The following is an 18,867-nucleotide window of genomic DNA, read 5'->3' as shown; positions in this document are numbered from 1 at the left end:
TTTTGAGTCAATGTATCCACAATGCAGGCAATGCAACGAAACGCCAACAGGTGCGAAATGCGCAAGTATGACGAATATCTCGTTACAATAGATACAATTTATCCCGATCGCTACGAACGCGAAGCGGCCTTCTATGTCGCCAAGGATCTGCTACCAGAAGCGACCATGACGGTTCGATTGGGTATCTTTGCCGGATTGATCGATGCGCTGAAGAATGCGTTGACGCGGCGCTCAGGACGGGCGGCTCTCCTTGATATGGACGAGAGCCAGCTACGGGATATCGGCGTGACGCGGATTGCAGCCAAGCGCGAAGCCGGGAAATCCTGGTTCCTGGGCTGAGAATGCGGGCTTGAAATATTCAGTGCAATTTCGAACGCGAACTTGGTCCCCTCATTCGCGCGAATTGCACCGGGCACCTGTAGCAGGTGCAAGCGGCCTGTCCGGCATCCCAACCGCCGGACGGGCCCTTTTTACGTCAGCAATTGCTGTTGCCGGCCGCCCAACGCTTGACGTCGGCACCAACGCGTGTACCGAGCTGTTCGTTCATTATCGGGCCGAAGGCGCTGAGGCGGGCAGGTTTGCCCTCCGCCTGGACGACGAGGAGCGGGCGAATGTCGGATGAGCCCTTGCGGGTGAGGAGGATGCGCGGACGTCCCGAGAAGGACGACAGTTCCGGCGCGAAGGCGTAGGACTTGAAGGCAGCGTCACCTGACTTGAACCAGCAGCGGTTTGCGGCAACAGCAACCTTTTCCATGATGTCCAGCGCCGAAGGGCTGGATTGCACAACGGGCTTGGCCTGACACGCAGCCAGCGCTGCGGCGAGAACGGTTACAGAAATTGCAGTCGAAATGCGGCAGGCCATCTGCGTGCGTTCCCAAAAATGGCTTATAAAGCAAGCGTCAGCCTTTTTTGCCGACGCCCGTGTGAGGATCAGGCTGCGATGACGTCCAGCGCGGATGCGAAGATACCGCGACCGTCGCTGCCGCCATGGGCGGCTTCGATCAGGTTTTCCGGATGGGGCATCATGCCGAGAACGTTGCCGCGGGCATTGACGACACCGGCAATATCTTCGATCGCGCCGTTGGGGTTTGTGCCTTCGGCGTAGCGGAAGACGACCTGGCCATTGCCGTTCATCGACTTCAGAGTTTCCTGATCGACGAAATAATTGCCCTCATGGTGCGCGACAGGGCAGCGGATGACCTGGCCCTTTTCATAGGCGCGGGTGAAGTCGGTCTCGGCATTGACGATTTCGAGCTTCACTTCCTTGCAGACGAATTTCAGCGAGGAATTCATCATCAGCGCGCCGGGAAGCAGGCCTGCCTCGACGAGGATCTGGAAGCCGTTGCAGACGCCGAGAACCTTGACGCCCTTTTCCGCCTTTTCCTTGATCGCCTGCATGACCGGCATACGGGCAGCGATTGCGCCGCAGCGCAGGTAGTCGCCGTAGGAGAACCCACCCGGAATGACGATCAGGTCGACGTCATCGGGAATGCTCGTCTCCGTCTGCCAGACGGTGATCGGCGCCTTGCCGGAAATCTTGGTGAGGGCGGCGATCATGTCGCGATCGCGGTTGAGGCCTGGGAGCTGGACGACGGCTGACTTCATGGCTGTGGTTCAAACCTTGCTTGGGCTTCCTGGAACTCCCGCAGTTCCAGGCGGTTTTCGATACGGTCGAGGCGCAACTCATGCCGCGCCAAAGTTGTATTTATGTTGAGAATATCCTGATGCAGCGGAACCATCGTTCCCCGCATCGCATTTATCTCTGCTTTCAACTCTCGCTGGCCTAGCTTGAGATCACCCAGGTCTGCATGAATGCGCTTCATAAGTTCATACATGAGTTCACTGGTGACTTCGGCCATCACACGCTCCGCAACCTTTAGTCGATTGCGATAGTGTAGTTCTCAATCACCGTGTTAGCCAGAAGCTTTTCGCACATGGCCTTGAGGTCGGCTTCCGCCTTGGCCTTGTCGGCTGTGTCCAGCTCAAGATCGAAGACCTTGCCCTGGCGGGCCTGGTGAACGCCTTCGAAGCCGAGGCTGCCGAGGGCACCTTCGATGGCCTTGCCCTGGGGGTCGAGAACGCCGTTCTTGAGCGTGACGGTTACACGTGCCTTGATCACTGCAAAATACCCCTGATTACTTGACCAGAACCGGACCCGTTCCGCGGATCGGTTCGTTTTCATTGATGATGCCCAGACGGCGGGCGACTTCGGAATAGGCTTCGAGAAGGCCGCCGAGATCGCGGCGGAAACGATCCTTGTCCATCTTTTCCTTCGTCTCGATGTCCCAGAGGCGGCAGCTATCGGGGGAAATCTCGTCGGCCAATATGATGCGCATCATATCGCCCTCGTAAAGGCGACCGCATTCGATCTTGAAATCGACGAGCTGGATACCAACGCCAAGGAAGAGTCCGGAGAGGAAGTCGTTGACGCGGATGGCGAGCGCCATGATGTCGTCAAGCTCGGCCGGATTGGCCCATCCGAAGGCGGTGATATGCTCCTCGGAAACCATCGGGTCGGCGAGCTGGTCGGACTTGTAATAGAACTCGATGATCGAGCGGGGCAGTACGGTGCCTTCCTCAATACCAAGTCGCTCCGACAGCGAGCCGGCGGCGACATTGCGCACGACGATCTCAAGCGGGATCATCTCGACTTCCTTGATCAGCTGCTCGCGCATGTTCATCCGGCGGATGAAATGGGTCGGGATGCCGATCTTGTTCAGGTGGGTGAACAGGTATTCGGAAATGCGGTTGTTGAGCACGCCCTTGCCGTCGATGACATCATGCTTCTTCTTGTTGAAGGCTGTGGCGTCGTCTTTGAAGAACTGGATCAGCGTGCCGGGCTCGGGTCCTTCATAAAGGATCTTGGCCTTGCCCTCGTAAATACGGCGGCGACGATTCATGGTATTCTTATCTCGTTCTAAGGCGGCCTGAGCGGCTGCAATCATATTTGAAGCGGTCCCATATCGGAAAAGTTTCCTTTTCACAATGCAGACGTCCGCTGGCAGGCGATTTGCCCTGTATTCGGTATGCGAAGAATCACTGCCAACATACTATATCGGTTTGACCGGCTTTTTTCCGGCACCACCGACTTTCCACGGCAGATAGGTTGTCGAACTCCATCTTTAAATAGCGCTGCAATCGGTTGGGTTCCAATCAAGCATCCTGGGGCCTCCAGGGCTACCGATTGCAAAAGGGGGGAATGCTCTTATTTAACTATTCTAATGTTGCCGTGGGAGGAAAACATGAGTGGCATGAGTGATCGTGAAAAGGCGTTCGAAAACAAGTTCGCGCACGATGAGGAGTTGAAATTCAGGGCATTGTCGCGGCGTAACAAACTGGCCGGGCTCTGGGCGGCGGAAATGCTCGGAAGGCCGGACCGGGATGCCTATGCAAGGGAAGTGATCGTTGCGGATTTTGCGGAAGCCGGACATGAGGACGTCTTTCGCAAGCTGAGGCAGGATTTCGATGCAGCCGGGATTGCGGTGTCGGATGCAGAGATACGCATGAAGATGCTCGATCTGCTGACTGAAGCTTCTGCCCAGGTGGAGAACCAGTAGCGCATCAGGCGACGGCCGTGAACCAGACGTAGCGGTTTCGCCCCTGCCGCTTGGCTTCATAAAGCGCGATATCGGAGTTTCGCAGCAACTGGCGTACGTCGATTGCGTCGCCGCGCTGGGAGGCAATGCCGATACTGGCGCCAACACGGCAGCGATGCCCCTCATAGATCATCGGCTCGCGCAGGGCGTCGATCATGCGGGTGGCCACGGATGATGCCGGCTCCTCGACGGCGCGCAGCTGCGACACAACGACGAATTCGTCGCCGCCGACACGGGCAATGAAGTCATCTTCGCTCAGTGTTCTGCGCAGCATGCGAGCAGTATGGACCAGCATCGCATCTCCCGCGTCGTGGCCGAGCCGGTCATTGATCTGCTTGAAGCGATCAAGGTCGACATGGAGGATCGCGATGCCTGCCTCGCTGCCGCTGTATTGCGTTGCCATCCGGTCGAGCACCTCGTCAAGATAGCGGCGGTTCGGGAGCTCGGTCAGGTAATCATGCATGGCACTGTGCTCGATCCGGTCCTTGGCTGCCTCCAGTTCGATGTTTCTGGCTTCGGCCAGAATTCTGGCACGCTCCAGTTCGTGATGCAGGCCGACATCATCGGTGACATCCCAGTTCGCACCAACCGTCATCTTGTGGCCGTTCCCGTCCTGAAAGGTCATGGTGCGCGCGCGAATGATGCGATCGGAGCCATCGCGGAGAACGGCGCGGTACTGATCCGAAAAGCGGTCGCCGTTTTGCATGTGTTCATCGACGTTTTTCAAGACACGTTCGCGATCGGCCGGATGCAAAAAGGTTTCCCACAATCCGCCGACCCTGACATCTTCGCGCCGACCGACTCCATAGATGCGATACATGCGGTCGTCCCAGTCGACGACACCGGTTGTGAGGTCACATTCGTAAGTGCCGATGCCTGATATTTCGAGGGCCATGTCCAGGCGTCTTGCCATGCGCGCCGTGGCCTCCTCGGCCTGCTTGCGGGCCGTGATATCCGTATCCGTCCCAACGATGCGCGTCGGCTTGCCGTCGGCGTCCCATTCGACGCAATCGCCGCGGCACTCGATCCAGACCCAATGGCCGTCTTTGTGGCGCTCGCGATATTCAAACACCGTATAGTCAGGATCGCCTTCATTCTGCCGGTCGATGCAGTGGATTACGTGATCCCGATCATCCGGATGGAGGAGATCGAGCCACGCCTGAGTGCTTTCGGGAAGAGGATCATCCTCGGTCATGCCACGGATCCGCCGCCATGTCGGCGAATAGTATTTCTCTCCGCGTTTCCAATCATGGTCCCAGACGCCTGTCGACGACCCGACGAGCGCCTTGTTCCAACGGCTTTCCCAGATGTCGAGATCAGCAAGCCTTGTCTTCAAAGCCGTTATGTCGACGAACGAGGCTGCGACGAGATAAGGCGTGTCCAGCCCTGTCGGTGTCGGAGCAAGATGGACGAGAGCCCATCGCAGCGTACCGTCCGGCTGCGGCAGGCGCAGTTCCATCTGACCATCAGCGGCAGCCTTGCAGCGGCGAAGCCCGGCGAGAAAATCCGAACGGTCTTCGATATCGATCAGATCGGTGAAAAATTCCACCTCGAAGGGGCACCAGTTCGCCTTGAGAGCCTTGTTCGCATGGTGCAGTCGCGCCTGCCAATCGAGCAGTGCTACGGGAAGGGGAATGGCGTCAAAGAGGTCGGTCAGCGAGCCGGCGTCTCTCGAAGGTGATATCGTCGGGCCGGCATAGAAGACTGGTTTGGATGACATCTGTTCGCCTACATTCGCAGGAATTGCGCAATGTTAGTGAATTCGAATTAAGGCAACTTTAAAATTGTCTATCGAAAGCGAAATTACGACGTCGGGTTGTGCACTGCACATCGCCAGAAGTCAGGCTTTCAGTCGGCTCAGGAACTGGGCAAACACCATTGTGCCTTCAGGCCACGGGCCGTGGCCCGACTCGGAATTGATGTGGCCAGATTCGCCTGCGTCGATCAGGAGCGAACCCCAGGCGTTGGTAATGTCGCCGGCGTGATCATAGGAGCCGAAGGGGTCGTTTCGGCTAGCAATCGTAACGGCGGGAAAAGGAAGCGGATCACGCGGATAAGGGCCGAATGTCATCAGGTGTTTCGGCCTGATCTTCGGGTTCTGCACATCCGGCGGCGCCACGAAGAATGCGCCGGCCACCGGCTTTTTGAAATGCGGGATGGCATGGATCGCCGTCGGAACGCCGAGCGAATGAGCGACCAGCACAACCGGTTTCGTCGAGGCGTTGACCTCCTCGACGAGACGCTGGATCCAGTCTTCCTTTACCGGCTTCGACCATTCGGCCTGTTCCACCCGGCGGGCCGTCGCGAGCTTCTGCTCCCAACGGGTCTGCCAATGGTCAGGACCGGAATTGGTGTAACCGGGGATGATGAGGATATCGGCTTCTGATGCTTTCATGCCGCCTATCTGGGCCTTCCCGATTTCTATATCAAGCTTCGCCGAAGACACGATTGAAAATCGTGTCGACATGTTTGGTGTGATAACCGAGATCGAATTTTTCGCGGATCTCCTCCTCGGAGAGCGCTGCGCGGACTTCTTCGTCAGCAAGCAGTTCTTCAAGGAAGTCTGCACCGCGCTCCCAGACCTTCATCGCATTCCGCTGAACGAGACGATAGGAGTCTTCGCGCGAAACGCCCGCCTGGGTGAGTGCCAGAAGTACACGCTGGCTCATGACCAGGCCCTTGAACTTGTTCATGTTCTTCAACATGTTCTCAGGGTAGATGACGAGCTTTTCGATGACGCCAGCCAAGCGGTTAAGGGCGAAATCGAGAGTAACGGTCGTGTCCGGGCCAATGGCGCGCTCGACGCTGGAATGGCTGATGTCGCGTTCGTGCCAGAGGGCAACGTTTTCCATTGCCGGAACGACTGACATGCGCACGAGACGGGAAAGGCCGGTGAGGTTTTCTGTGAGCACCGGGTTGCGCTTGTGCGGCATGGCTGACGAACCCTTCTGGCCCGGCGAGAAGAACTCTTCCGCTTCGAGAACTTCAGTGCGCTGCATGTGGCGGATTTCGATCGCAACGTTTTCGATCGAAGAGGCAATGACGCCGAGGATCGCGAAATACATCGCGTGGCGATCGCGCGGAATGACCTGGGTGGAGACCGGCTCCGGCTTCAGGCCCAGGGCTGCTGCGACATGTTCCTCGACGCGCGGGTCGATGTTGGCGAAGGTGCCGACGGCGCCGGAGATTGCGCAGGTGGCGATCTCTTCGCGGGCTTCGAGAAGGCGTGTCTTGTTGCGGTTCATTTCGGCGTAGAAGCGGGCAAAGGTCAGGCCCATCGTCGTCGGTTCGGCATGGATGCCGTGGCTGCGGCCGATGCGGACCGTATCCTTGTGTTCGAAGGCGCGAGCCTTGAGAGCAGCCAGAACACGATCTATGTCTGCAAGCAGAATGTCGGTGGCGCGCACGAGCTGGACGTTGAGCGTCGTGTCGAGCACGTCCGAAGATGTCATGCCCTGGTGGATGAAGCGGCTATCCGGGCCGACGAATTCCGCCAGATGAGTAAGGAAGGCGATGACGTCATGCTTGGTGACGGCTTCGATCTCATCGATGCGGGCGACATCGAATTCGGCCTTGCCGCCCTTTTCCCAGATTGTTTCTGCCGCAGATTTCGGAATCACGCCGATTGCCGCGAGCGCGTCGCAGGCGTGGGCCTCGATTTCGAACCAGATGCGAAACTTTGTTTCCGGCGACCAGATGGCGACCATTTCCGGTCGGGAATAACGGGGGATCATGGGCAGCTCGCTTGCTTGGATAGAATTGCCGCCGCTCTATCAAGAAGAACGGCGAAGCTCAATCTTTTTGGGGCGTTGCCCCGTGTTTAAGGCTTTTCAAGCCTCGGCGGCCTTCAAAAGCGCCGAGATGTTGTCGCGATACGCATTCTTGTTTGCGCCCTTGTAGACCGCCGATCCGGCGACGAAGACATTGGCGCCTGCCTTGCGGGCTGCGCCGATGGTTTCAGCCGTGATGCCTCCGTCGACTTCAATCTCGATAGGTCTGTCACCGATCAGAGACTTGATGCGGGAGATCTTGTCGAGCGCGGATGGAATTAGCTTTTGACCGCCAAAGCCGGGGTTGACGCTCATGACGAGGATGAGGTCGACGTCGTCCAGAACGTCTTCAAGCACCGAGACCGGAGTAGCTGGATTGAGCGTCACGCCAACTTTCTTGCCCAGCGACCGGATCGTCTGCAGCGAACGGTGCAGATGCGGGCCGGCCTCGGCATGGACGGTAATGCCGTCGCATCCGGCCTTCGCGAAGGCTTCGAGATAGGGGTCGACCGGGGCAATCATCAGATGGCAATCGAAGAAGGCGTCCGTATAGCGGCGCAGCGACTTGATGACATCGGGACCGAAGGAGATGTTGGGGACGAAATGGCCGTCCATGACATCGAGGTGAACCCAGTCTGCACCGGCCTCGACGACGTCTGCGACCTCCTGGCCGAGTTTCGAAAAATCGGAAGCTAGAATGGAGGGGGCGATGCGAAGCGGCAAGGTCATGGACGGATCTCCTGTGTCGTCTGCCGACTAGCATTCCGGGACGATCGCCGCAATCGTTACTCGGTCGCGGAGGCGGGCGGCAAAAACTCGCTGCTGCGCCATTCCAGAAGACGATAGGGATTGTCCGCCAGTTCGTGCGCAGCATCGAAGCGGATCTGTCCGATTGCGGTCTGGAAGGTGCCGGTTTTTAGGGAGGACAGGAGTTTTCCCCAGTCATTGCCTGCGGATTCTGCTGTCTGGCTGGCCAGTTGGGTTGCGGCATAGGCGGGAAGCGTGTTGCCTTCAGGCTCGATCTGGCGGCTTTCGAGCGATGTTGCAGCGTTGGCGGCAGTCTGGAGTGTCCGGTAAGGTGGCAGCGTGACAGCCAGCGTGCCGTCGCGAAGCGCGACTGGCCGGTTGGCAGCCTTCATGACATCGCCGCCGAGTATGGTGAGGGGAATGTTTTCTCTTTCGGCATCGCGGGCAATGACGGCGACATCGTTACGGTCCGCGCCGACGAGTATATGGGTTGCGCCGGCTTTCTGCAGCCGTCTGATGAGGGCTATCTGCTGCTCCTGGCCCGGCCGAAGCGTATCGGTGAACACCGGCGCGATGCCGATCGGTTCGAGTTTCTGGCGGACAGCGCTGACGAGTTCGCGCCCGTAGATGGTGCCGTCGTCGACAAGGGCAATCGGCTCGGCTTTCCAGCGATCGACGATCACCGCCGCGATCTGATCGGACTCGGCAGTTTCTGATGGAGCCATGCGGAAAAGCGGCCAGCCATTGCGCAAGGCGTCTTCCATCAGGATTCGGGAACGGACGGAAATGGTGATTGCTGCAATCTTGCTGTCGGCCAGCGCCGGCAAAGCGGAGGCCAGCGTTTCGACGCATAGAAATCCGATCGCGATAGAAGCCTTGGCGTCGGCAAGCGTCTTTGCGGCTTCCGGGCCGCCGGTCTCGTTGCAGGTCTCGTCGATTTCGACAAGTCTGTCGCCGGTGACTTGTGCGGCAGCTCTGGCCCCTTCAAAAACCTGCATGCCGAGCAACGCATAAGGTCCCGTCTTTGGCGCGACGACACCGATGGTGGCGGCCGAGACCGTCGTTGCCGTGGCAACATATCCGAAAGCCGCTGCAGTCAGCAGGATCGCGATATCGAAACGCAGGGAAGGCATGCTTTTCCTTAAGTCCGTGTTCGCTGCAGCTTTAACCCGCAAGGGCATGAGCGTCCAAGCTTTTTCCCGTTTTTGGCAGTTCACGGGCGAAATCTAGCATGATCGTGAGCGGAATCTTGCTATTCGTGTGACAAGACATCGGGGTCGTCTGGCCGGCACGGTCTTTCGACTGCGCTGAGCCAAAAGGAAGGGTGGGGCATGGACAATGCAGCGATCGAGGAAATGTTCGAGGGTCTCGGACCGGTTTCCATCCGACGCATGTTCGGCGGCAAGGGGATCTATCATCAGGGTCTGATCATCGCCCTCGATCTGCGAGATGAAATACTGTTAAAGGCGGATGAGACGAGCGCTCCGGCTTTCCGAGCTGCAGGTGCGGTCCAATGGTCCTATGAAGGTAAAAAGGGGAAACCCGTTCTCATGCCCTATTGGTCCATACCGAATGCGGCGCTGGACGATCCTGACGAGCTGCGAGACTGGGTGCGTATGGCCTTTGAAGCAGCGCTTCGAGCCAATCGCGATACGTGATCGTATTTTCTTCGCAAGTGCGAGAATTAACGTATTGCGGCTTGCAAGACCCAGAGGATATTCTTGTCGGGTAATGGGGGATGTGGTTCGGGCAAGCCCGAGCCGACGACAGCATCCGATGATACTGCAAAATTTTCAATCAAGAGAGCCGTCCTGGACAACCGGGACGGCTTTTTTAGTGAGATTTGAGCAGCGCAAAGGCTTGTGAGGAGAATATCGACAGAGGCGCCGGTGGCTCATTCATGTCGATCCACATCAGATCCTCATGTTTTTCAGGTTCGGTGAGAACCGGCTCGCCGGAAAAATCGTCAGTCACGTAGATCAGCGAGAGCCAGTGCTGACCTTCCTCTTCAAGAATGCCTTCGATCACGCAGAGAAAGCTGATCTTTCCGATCTTCAGCCCGGTCTCTTCCTCGGCTTCCCGACGCGCAGCGTCTTCTGCCTGTTCCATCATGTCGACCTTGCCGCCGACGATGTTCCAGTGACCCGCTTCGGGCGCCTTCAGGCGACGACAGACCAGCACTTTCCCATCGGCGCGGCGGATCACCAGGCCTACTCCAAGGCCAGGAAAATCCTGGCCCGGTTTTGCTAAGGCGGACATTACTTCGCTGCGTTTGCGACGATCAGCATGAAGGCTGGGATATCGTCGCCGAAGCCGACCGGGGTCGGGCCGTCATCATGGTCGCGATAACGGCGGCGATCACGGTTGTCGTCATTGGCAGGATTGACACGGCGCTCGCGGCCGCGGTTGTTCGCAGGCTGATTTTTCTTGTCAGAACGACGTTCCGACTTCGTATTTTCCAGAACTGCTTCCACGCTTGCCTCTTCAGTGACGATTTGCTTTTCCTGCTGTTGCGGTGCTGCTGCAACGGCTGCCGGTTGTTCGTGACGGCTGCCACGGTTGCGGTCTTTACCACCGCGATCCCGGCCGCCCTTGCGTCCGCCGCGATCGCTGTCATGGCTTTCCATGGCGGCTGGCAGTGCGGAAAGATCACCGTTCTCCCACTCGATCTTTTCGCCGATCAGCTTTTCGATCGCATCGAGATATTTCGAGTCGGATTTGGTGACGATGGTGAACGCGCGACCCGAACGGCCAGCACGGCCGGTACGGCCGATGCGGTGAACGTAGTCTTCCGAATGGATCGGAACGTCGAAATTGAAGACGTGGCTGACATCAGGAATATCCAGCCCACGGGCGGCCACGTCGGATGCGACGAGCAGGGTGATCTGGTTGTCCTTGAAGCCTGCCAGCATCGTCGTGCGCGAGCGCTGGTCCATGTCGCCATGCAGAGCGCCCACCGAGAAGCCGTGGCGCTCCAGCGAGCGGAACAGGTCGGCGACGTCCTTCTTGCGGTTGCAGAAGATGATCGCGTTCTTCAGGTCGTCCTGAGCCTTGATGAGTTCGCGCAAGACGGCGCGCTTCTCGTAATCCTTGTTGTGTGCAGCAACGAGGCGCTGCGTCACGGTCTTGGCAGTCGAAGACGGCTTGGCGACTTCGATACGTTCCGGGTTCTGCAGGAAACGATCTGCCAGTTTCTGAATTTCCGGCGGCATCGTGGCCGAGAAGAACAGCGTCTGGCGGGTGAACGGGATCATCTTTGCGATCCGTTCGATATCCGGGATGAAGCCCATGTCGAGCATACGGTCGGCTTCGTCGATGACGAGGATTTCGACGCCGGTCATCAGCAGCTTGCCGCGCTCGCAATGGTCGAGCAGGCGGCCGGGCGTGCAGATCAGAACATCGGCGCCGCGCTCAAGCTTGCGATCCTGTTCCTCGAAGGAAACGCCGCCGATCAGCAGGGCGACGTTGAGTTTGTGATTCTTGCCGTATTTTTCGAAGTTTTCCGCAACCTGGGCTGCGAGTTCCCGGGTCGGCTCCAGAATGAGGGTTCGCGGCATGCGAGCCCGTGCCCGACCCTTTTCCAGAAGCGTCAGCATCGGCAGGACGAAGGAAGCTGTCTTGCCCGTTCCTGTCTGTGCGATACCGCAAATGTCCCTGCGCTGCAGCGCATGCGGGATGGCTCCGGCTTGGATAGGCGTGGGTATCGTGTAGCCGGCGTCGGTGACGGCGTTAAGAACTTTCTGGCTCAGGCCAAGATCAGCAAAAGTGGTCAATGGAAATACTATTCCGTTCCGTTCAAGAAGAACATGATCCGTCGCTACGCTCAAATGGGGCGACAACAGGGCGCGACATATGACCAAAATGCTGGAAAGTCAAGAAAACCCGCCAGGGTGGCAGTGGTTTTGGTGAATGAAAGCAACCGCGCGGCGATACGCCGCGTGAATGGCTGACCTTGCTACTCGAGATACGTTGTGAGCTTCATGCCGGCATTGAGGAAATGCATCGGATCAACTGCCTGTCCATTTCGGCGCACTTCGTAGTGAACATGGGGACCGGTCGAACGTCCGGTCGACCCGGCGCGACCGATTACATCGCCCGTCTTTATCTCGTCTCCGACATTGACCAGGATTTTCGAAAGGTGGCCGAAACGGGTCGAAATGCCGTAACCATGGTCAATCTCGACCATGTTGCCGTAACCACCAGCGGCGCCTGCTGCGACGACCTTGCCGGCGCCGGTGCTCTTCACTTCGTCGCCGGTCTGGGCGGCAAAATCTATACCTGCATGCAATGCGAGACGACCAAGGAAAGGATCGACCCTGTTTCCAAACCGGCTGGTGACCGGTTGTCCGGGGGCCGGACTGGAAAACGGAAGGTCGCGCGCTGTTTCGCGCACGCTTTCCAGCCGCGTCAGCGCCGCATCAAGATCGTCTAGCGACGCGTCGAAGCGATTGCCGGGAAGGCGAGGTTCGACATATGGCCCGCCGATGCCATTTTGTCTAACTGTTGACGGATCCAGATCAACGCCGCTTCGCAGCAGGATTGTGGTGATGGCATTTGCCGCTTCGGAGGCTCCCGTCGTCAGGCTCGCGATCTTCGTCAGCTGTTGGCTTTCGAGCGTCTTGAGGGACAGAGTGACCTTGGAAAAAATCCGGTCGGCACGATCGGCTGCGCCTTCACGCAAGCCGGTGCCGGTCACGGGGGAGAGGACTGCCAGTCTGGTTTCAGTTTCGCCGCCTTGCAGTATCTTGGCGATTGCGGCAGAGCCTCCGGACAAGGAAGCCCTGCGTCCGTCACCGGTGGGAGCGAAGGCAGGGATTTCAGCGGCAGGGGGCTCTGCCCCCGGCTGAAGGCCTGTTTCTTCGGCGCGATCCAGAAGTGAGCCGAGCTTGGTGTGGCGGGAGAACAGCGCGTCCTGTTGCTCAAGCAGTTTTTCGACTTTCTTTTCCACGACTTGCTGATCGAGCAGCTGGCGCGAGGTAATGCGGTCCAGCTGCGCACGCAGGGCTGCAATACGGTCTTCATAGTCATGCTGCATGCGGGCCTGGCGGGCGATCGTTGCTCCGATCAGGTCATCGCGGATTACCAGATAAGATGTAGCCCCGAGGTAACCTATCGTCAGAATGCTTGCAAAACATACGGTCAAGGCGATCATCCAGGGGCGGATGGTCATATGACGGATTTTCTCGCCACTTGCGAGAATGAGGACATGATTCGCTGCCCGTTTTCCAAAAACCTTGTTTTCGGCTCGGTGCGTCACGTATTGCTCCTGAAAAGGCTGAATCAAATCCGATGCTTGCTTGAGGGGATTACACATCCTTAAGGTTAATGAAGTCTTGTGTATCGGGAATTGGTTAGCGATCGCGCGATGCCGTTGGGGCAAGGGGATCACTTTTAAAGTGATTATGCCAAAGAACGGTGCTAGATGCCGTTTCGCAACTTAAAAACACATCCACAGAGTAGAGAGATGTCCAGGTTCAAGTCCGATTTCCTTCGCACGCTCGATGAGCGCGGCTTCATTCACCAGATCTCCGACGAGGCAGGTCTCGACGAACTGTTCGCCAAGGAAACCGTGACGGCCTATATCGGCTTTGACCCGACAGCGCCTTCTCTTCATGCCGGCGGACTTATCCAGATCATGATGCTGCACTGGATGCAGCAGACCGGTCACCGGCCGATCTCGCTGATGGGCGGCGGCACCGGCATGGTCGGCGATCCGTCGTTCAAGGACGATGCCCGCCAGCTGATGACGATCGACACGATCGAAAGCAACATCGCCTCGATCAAGCGCGTCTTCGCCAATTACCTTTCCTACGGGGAGGGCGCGAAGGATGCCATGATGATCAACAACGGCGACTGGCTGCGCGAGATCAACTACCTTGAATTCCTGCGGGATGTCGGTCGCCATTTCTCGGTCAACCGCATGCTGTCCTTCGACAGCGTCAAGACGCGCCTTGACCGGGAGCAGTCGCTGTCCTTCCTCGAATTCAACTACATGATCCTGCAGGCTTACGACTTCGTAGAGTTGAACAAGCGTTACGACTGCCGTCTGCAGATGGGCGGCTCGGATCAGTGGGGCAATATCGTCAACGGCATCGATCTCGGTCACCGGATGGGCACGCCGCAGCTCTACGCGCTGACCTCGCCACTTCTGACGACCGCTTCAGGCGCCAAGATGGGCAAGTCGCTGAACGGCGCTGTCTGGCTGAATCCCGACATGTTGTCGGCCTATGATTTCTGGCAGTACTGGCGCAATACCGAGGATGCCGACGTTTCGCGCTTCCTCAAGCTTTACACGACGTTGCCGATGGACGAGATCGCACGGCTTTCGGCGCTGGCTGGTTCTGAGATCAACGAAGTCAAGAAGATTCTCGCGACCGAAGTGACGGCCATGCTGCACGGTCGCGAAAATGCCGAGCAGGCGGCAGAAACGGCTCGCAAGACCTTCGAGGAGGGTGCGCTTGCCGACAATCTGCCGTCGATCGATGTTGCAAAGGGCGAGCTGGAAGCCGGGGTCGGCCTGCTGGCGCTGATCGTCAAGGCTGGTCTTGCCGCATCGAACGGTGAAGCCCGTCGTCACGTTCAGGGCGGTGCGGTGCGGATCAATGACGTGGCGGTTTCCGACGAGCGCAAGGTGATCGGTTCCGGCGAAGTGACTGCCGATGGCGTGATCAAGCTGTCGCTCGGCAAGAAGAAGCATATCCTGGTTCGTCCGGCCTGAGATAGACCTCGGAAACAGAAGATCAAAGGCCGCTTTCGAGCGGCCTTTTTCGTCACTGGAATTCGAAGATCTGGCGGAACACGCCGGGGGCTATGAGCGAAAGTGGGTTTATCGTCAGTCGCGGCTTGTCGAACGCACCTTCGAGCTTGAAGGTGATGCCCAGAAGGCCGCGATCCCGGCCATTTCCAAGGATCGCGCCAATCAGCGGAAGTTCACCGAAAAGCCTGTTCAAGCCGTAAGCAGGCATGAACGTACCGGTCATCTCCATATTGCCATTGGCGTCCCGCAATTTGCCCTGGAAAGTGGCACCGATCTGTTCTCCGCGCACAACGCCATTGGCGACTGATAACGCGCCGTCGCGGTAGACCAATGCAGCGAAGCCGCGCTGGAAACGTGCCGAACTGACGTCAATATCCTTTTTTACCGCGGAGTTGAGGCTCTGGCCATCTTCGCCGACGGGTGTCGACACGAGGGACTGCAGGCGCTCTTCATTGCGCAGCTGGAAATTGCGGATGTCCAGCGAGCCAACCCAATCGCTTCCTCGCGCTTTCAGTTTCAGATTAAGCAATCCCGCGCTCATGTTGTCATAGAGGTCGGCAAAGCGTGCTACCGAACCTGCATCGCCGCTCGTGACCGAGATGGTATCGCCGCGGGACATCTGGCTGACGAGTGCTTGTCCGCTTCCTGTTATGGCGCTCAAATCAGCACGGACGATGTTTGACCCCCGTGAGGAGAAATTCAATGCGACATTCGAAAGCTGCTCATCGTTGAAACCGACAACGCGATCAACCTGTGCGCGCAAGATTGTGCTGCTGCCCTCATTGCTGCCGGCCGCTGCATTGCCATTGTTGGCGCGCATCATGGTGATGATTGGCCGCATGTCTACGGCGTTTCCGCCGATCGAGATTTCGTAGGCACCTTTCGAGCGCTTGACGCTAAGGCTGTAATTATCAGCCGGCGACAGCTGCACGTGGGAGAACGATGCCGTCGTCAAGGCCCCATCGGCCAGTTGCACGTCGCCCCTGACGCCAAAACTCTCACCGGTGAGCTGAAAGCCGCTTAAGGTCGTCTGCTTTCCGGCATCACTGGATACCTCGAACTGGGCCTTGGCGCCGATGCCGCTACCCTTGGTCCAGCCAATCCATGGCACAGTTAGCTCGGCGCGGCTGAGATCGAGCGTAACTGCTTGATGCTTTTCATCGATGCGCGTGAGTTCGGCAACGATCTGGCCTTCTACCATGTCCGAGAGGCCGGGCACGAGCTTATCGCGCTGGGCATTATTGAGCGTCGCCTTGATAACGCGCTCGCGCTTTACGCCAGAGTTCTGATCGACAGGTTCGGTAACGGCGAATTCGGCTGGAATGTCGTCCACGGTCCCGTTCGCGGTCAGTTTTGCAGACTGGTTGTCTACGGTCAAAAGCCCGGTCAGTGCGCCGATCTTGTGCCCTTCCATCTGTGTCGCGAGATTAACTCCATCAAGGCGGATTTGGGCATTCCAGGTAGGTTTGGGCGGATTATGATCCGAGATCAGTCCGAAACGAGCATGAATATCTGCCTTGGCATTTCCCGAAAAATCTTCAGGCTTGAAGCTGGTGCCCTTCAAGGCATTCATCGGCTTGAAGTTGGCAAGCTCGGTGATCGCGTCAGCCTGTCCAGAAATCTTCAGCGTCAGATCTGCCATCAATGGCTTGGCATATGTTGACGGGATGGCGAAGCGTCCGCTCTCGACGGTGACGACCCGACCGGAAGGCGCATAGGATGCCGCCTTGCTGACATCGACGAGCATCTCCTGGCCTTTCAGAGAGAATTTTCCCGCAAGATCGCGCAGAGGCGGGACTTCACCCGGCAGGTTGAGACGTGTGTCGGTAACCCCGAATCCGATCTGCAATTCGTTCGCATCGAGCTCCATGGGAATACCCGGACCCTTCATGCGCCCCGCGGGGATGAAGACAGCGATCGTGCCATTCGTGACGTTACCGCCAAACATATTCGCCATAACCCAGTCGCGCGGCTTGCGCGCCATCCAGAAGGGCCAGAGCTGTTTTACGCCTGTCACCTGCATCTGGGGGATCTGGCCCCCAAAGCTGATCTCGGGAGACTGTTTGCCAAAGCGGACCTTGAGGGCGGCGGCCATATGACCGAGTGGGCTTGCCACTGTCATCTCGTCGAATTCAAGCTGGCGGTCGGCAGACAGATAACGCCCGGTTGCCTTAAGGTCGAAATCGGCCGGCTTCTCTCCCTGAGAAGCGCCGATCGCTCTACCTCCGCGAACGAGGAGATCGAGGCCGAAGCCGAAACGCTTGTCGCTCTCATTCAAGCGATTAAGATCTATAACCGCACCAGTGAACGGCACGACAGTCGGACCGAAACTTGCCTCCGAATTCATGATTTCGATCGAGTTCTTGGCGAAGTCATAGGCGACATTGATGGTGGCGCCGCTGAATGTCTGCTGGATGCCATCGAAGTAGAAATTGCCTGGCGAATTGGTCAAGGTTGCCGTCATCGCCGGCTTTTGGGCATCACCGCGGGAGCGCTCTGCGGACATGTCGAAATCGACTGAGCTCTCGAGGCCTTCACGCGGCTGACCATCTTCTGTTCGCTGCAACAGGAATGGGGTTACCTCCAGCCCGGACAGGCGCGCGGACAGGGCGGCAGTTACGCCATCGACCGTCTTTGATGCGGCCGTGAGCTTCGCTTCCCGGTCGTTGATGCTGACGGTGCCGTCAATACCGATCTCGCCCGTTGCATTGCGCGCAAGCTCGAGATCGTTGACCTTGACGACCTTTGGTTTGCGGCCGGGGGCTGCCGGAAGGACGATCTCGATGCCTGCGAGGCGGATGGAGGCGGTACCCGTTCGCTCGATCAGGCCCCGTGCCTCATCGAGCCTCTGGAATGCTTGCTCAAGCAGCTGCGGAACCGCGTCGACCCGAACCTTGGCGAGCGCGATTGGGTCGCCTTCCGGCAGCTGCGCCGTTTCGAGGCGGATCGACTGCGCCGATATGCTGTTGATCGATATGCGCCCCCCGAGCAGCGCGAGTGGATCCACGGCCATTCGCAGGGCGCCTGCACGGCTCAAGTGCTGACCGGTTGCGCGTTCAACGATGTCGACGTCGCGTGCTTCGATCGCCAGACGGAAATCCGAATCAAAACGGATCGCCGCGGAGCCGACGTTGGAAACGTAGCGGGGACCGATCGCATTGTTCAGGGCAGACTGAGCGCGGCTGGTCAGCGTACCGTCGACTATGCCACCTTCGATGGCAAACACAGCGCTGCCGATGGCGACCATAATCAAGACGGCGAAAAGCACTATGGACTTGCAGAAACGCCAGGTTCTCGTGCTGTGCGGAGGGCAGTGAACGATGATAGGGTCTTCAGCCTGGGCGGACGGAAGCTCATGCAGCGGGACAATGTCCTTCCTGCTGAAATCGATCTTCTCGCCACGTATTTCCGCCATTCAGTGAAGAACTCGTTCTTTTCACATCCAAGCTGATCTGGACGCCTCTTCGGGCTGTATATACCCATGGCCGCAACATTCACTCAAGATGCTGGCAAAAGAAAGGAAAACCATGGCGAACCTGAATATCGGCGATGATGCACCGGATTTCACGCTGCCCGGAAATGGCGCCCAGACCATTTCTCTGGCGAGTTTTCGCGGCAAGCGGCTGGTGCTCTATTTTTACCCCAAGGATGACACAACGGCCTGCACGACCGAAGCGATCTCGTTTTCGCAACTCCTGCCAGAGTTCGACAAAGCTGGCGCGGCGATTGTCGGGGTGTCCGCCGACAGCGTGAAGAAGCATGACAATTTTGTCAGCAAACGCGAATTGACCATCGCGTTGGGATCCGACGAGGACACGGCGGTCTCGCAGGCTTATGGCGTGTGGAAAGAGAAGAGCATGTACGGAAAGACGTATATGGGGATCGAACGTACAACCTTCCTGATCGATCCTGCAGGCAAGGTTGCCCGGATCTGGCCGAAGGTGAAAGTTGCCGGCCACGCAGAAGATGTTCTGGCGGCGGTGAAGGCGTTGTAACG

19 protein-coding genes are annotated in these 18,867 nt (G+C 58.1%); 5 read left to right on the top strand and 14 right to left on the bottom strand.

Translation table 11 applies throughout. The features are described from left to right. Positions 1-57: 57 nt before the first annotated feature. A complete protein-coding gene (locus ACI3K0_RS00425; protein WP_404944782.1) occupies positions 58-339 on the top strand; it encodes a DUF1127 domain-containing protein in 282 nt (93 codons plus the stop codon). 136 nt (positions 340-475) lie between these two features. Here the strand turns inward: ACI3K0_RS00425 and ACI3K0_RS00420 are convergent, their stop codons facing one another. From ACI3K0_RS00420 to purC, 5 genes are all read right to left on the bottom strand, one after another. After that, on the bottom strand, positions 476-862 hold the full coding sequence (locus ACI3K0_RS00420; RefSeq protein WP_404944781.1) for a hypothetical protein: 387 nt from the start codon (positions 860-862) through the stop codon (positions 476-478). A 68-nt stretch (positions 863-930) separates the two neighbouring features. Then, positions 931-1,605, bottom strand: coding sequence for a phosphoribosylformylglycinamidine synthase subunit PurQ (purQ, locus tag ACI3K0_RS00415; RefSeq protein ID WP_404944780.1), 675 nt, complete (start codon positions 1,603-1,605; stop codon positions 931-933). Further along, positions 1,602-1,859 (bottom strand): hypothetical protein, encoded by a 258-nt coding sequence (locus ACI3K0_RS00410; protein WP_183821632.1) that lies wholly within the window; start codon positions 1,857-1,859, stop codon positions 1,602-1,604. Before ACI3K0_RS00410 ends, purQ begins: the two co-directional genes overlap by 4 nt. Positions 1,860-1,876: 17 nt before the next feature. Next, positions 1,877-2,119, bottom strand: coding sequence for a phosphoribosylformylglycinamidine synthase subunit PurS (purS, locus tag ACI3K0_RS00405; RefSeq protein WP_112459135.1), 243 nt, complete (start codon positions 2,117-2,119; stop codon positions 1,877-1,879). 16 nt (positions 2,120-2,135) lie between these two features. After that, entirely contained in the window at positions 2,136-2,900 is a 765-nt protein-coding gene (purC, locus tag ACI3K0_RS00400) for a phosphoribosylaminoimidazolesuccinocarboxamide synthase (RefSeq protein WP_148144299.1), read from the bottom strand. A gap of 342 nt (positions 2,901-3,242) precedes the next feature. Between purC and ACI3K0_RS00395 the strand changes: the two genes are divergently transcribed. Beyond that, positions 3,243-3,557 (top strand): DUF1476 domain-containing protein, encoded by a 315-nt coding sequence (locus ACI3K0_RS00395; protein WP_148144300.1) that lies wholly within the window; start codon positions 3,243-3,245, stop codon positions 3,555-3,557. A 4-nt stretch (positions 3,558-3,561) separates the two neighbouring features. Here ACI3K0_RS00395 and ACI3K0_RS00390 read toward each other — a convergent pair whose 3' ends face one another. From ACI3K0_RS00390 to ACI3K0_RS00370, 5 genes are all read right to left on the bottom strand, one after another. Beyond that, entirely contained in the window at positions 3,562-5,316 is a 1,755-nt protein-coding gene (locus ACI3K0_RS00390; protein ID WP_404944779.1) for a diguanylate cyclase, read from the bottom strand. 120 nt (positions 5,317-5,436) lie between these two features. Beyond that, a complete protein-coding gene (locus ACI3K0_RS00385; RefSeq protein WP_148144302.1) occupies positions 5,437-5,991 on the bottom strand; it encodes an alpha/beta hydrolase in 555 nt (184 codons plus the stop codon). A gap of 31 nt (positions 5,992-6,022) precedes the next feature. Beyond that, on the bottom strand, positions 6,023-7,330 hold the full coding sequence (purB, locus tag ACI3K0_RS00380) for an adenylosuccinate lyase (protein WP_148144303.1): 1,308 nt from the start codon (positions 7,328-7,330) through the stop codon (positions 6,023-6,025). A 96-nt stretch (positions 7,331-7,426) separates the two neighbouring features. After that, entirely contained in the window at positions 7,427-8,095 is a 669-nt protein-coding gene (rpe, locus tag ACI3K0_RS00375; protein ID WP_183821635.1) for a ribulose-phosphate 3-epimerase, read from the bottom strand. Positions 8,096-8,151: 56 nt separating this feature from the next. Then, the gene (locus ACI3K0_RS00370; protein ID WP_404944778.1) at positions 8,152-9,246 is read right to left on the bottom strand and encodes a branched-chain amino acid ABC transporter substrate-binding protein; all 1,095 of its coding nucleotides are present in this window, start codon (positions 9,244-9,246) and stop codon (positions 8,152-8,154) included. Between the two features lie 198 nt (positions 9,247-9,444). Here ACI3K0_RS00370 and ACI3K0_RS00365 point away from each other — a divergent pair, with 198 nt between their 5' ends. Then, a complete protein-coding gene (locus ACI3K0_RS00365; protein WP_148144306.1) occupies positions 9,445-9,771 on the top strand; it encodes a TfoX/Sxy family protein in 327 nt (108 codons plus the stop codon). 175 nt (positions 9,772-9,946) lie between these two features. Here the strand turns inward: ACI3K0_RS00365 and ACI3K0_RS00360 are convergent, their stop codons facing one another. The 3 genes from ACI3K0_RS00360 to ACI3K0_RS00350 all read right to left on the bottom strand — a co-directional run bounded on the left by ACI3K0_RS00360 (position 9,947) and on the right by ACI3K0_RS00350 (position 13,370). Then, entirely contained in the window at positions 9,947-10,372 is a 426-nt protein-coding gene (locus ACI3K0_RS00360) for an NUDIX domain-containing protein (protein ID WP_148144307.1), read from the bottom strand. Next, positions 10,372-11,886 (bottom strand): DEAD/DEAH box helicase, encoded by a 1,515-nt coding sequence (locus ACI3K0_RS00355; protein WP_148144308.1) that lies wholly within the window; start codon positions 11,884-11,886, stop codon positions 10,372-10,374. The genes ACI3K0_RS00360 and ACI3K0_RS00355 overlap by 1 nt, the downstream gene beginning before the upstream one ends. Before the next feature lie 182 nt (positions 11,887-12,068). Then, positions 12,069-13,370: a M23 family metallopeptidase gene (locus ACI3K0_RS00350; protein WP_404944777.1), complete on the bottom strand. Its 1,302-nt coding sequence runs from the start codon at positions 13,368-13,370 to the stop codon at positions 12,069-12,071. A 207-nt stretch (positions 13,371-13,577) separates the two neighbouring features. Between ACI3K0_RS00350 and tyrS the strand changes: the two genes are divergently transcribed. Then, positions 13,578-14,831 carry a tyrosine--tRNA ligase gene (gene tyrS / locus ACI3K0_RS00345; protein ID WP_183821638.1) on the top strand — a complete coding sequence of 418 codons (1,254 nt, stop codon included), beginning with the start codon at positions 13,578-13,580 and terminating at the stop codon, positions 14,829-14,831. A 52-nt stretch (positions 14,832-14,883) separates the two neighbouring features. Here the strand turns inward: tyrS and ACI3K0_RS00340 are convergent, their stop codons facing one another. Then, a complete protein-coding gene (locus ACI3K0_RS00340; RefSeq protein WP_404944776.1) occupies positions 14,884-18,285 on the bottom strand; it encodes a DUF3971 domain-containing protein in 3,402 nt (1,133 codons plus the stop codon). A 112-nt stretch (positions 18,286-18,397) separates the two neighbouring features. Between ACI3K0_RS00340 and bcp the strand changes: the two genes are divergently transcribed. Beyond that, a complete protein-coding gene (gene bcp / locus ACI3K0_RS00335; protein ID WP_183821640.1) occupies positions 18,398-18,865 on the top strand; it encodes a thioredoxin-dependent thiol peroxidase in 468 nt (155 codons plus the stop codon). The last annotated feature ends 2 nt before the right edge of the window (positions 18,866-18,867 follow it).

Source organism: Rhizobium sp. ZW T2_16, assembly GCF_044987325.1.
GTDB lineage: Bacteria > Pseudomonadota > Alphaproteobacteria > Rhizobiales > Rhizobiaceae > Neorhizobium > Neorhizobium cellulosilyticum.
The sequence above is the reverse complement of the archived record's forward strand: the minus strand, read 5'-3'. Positions and strand labels throughout refer to the sequence as shown.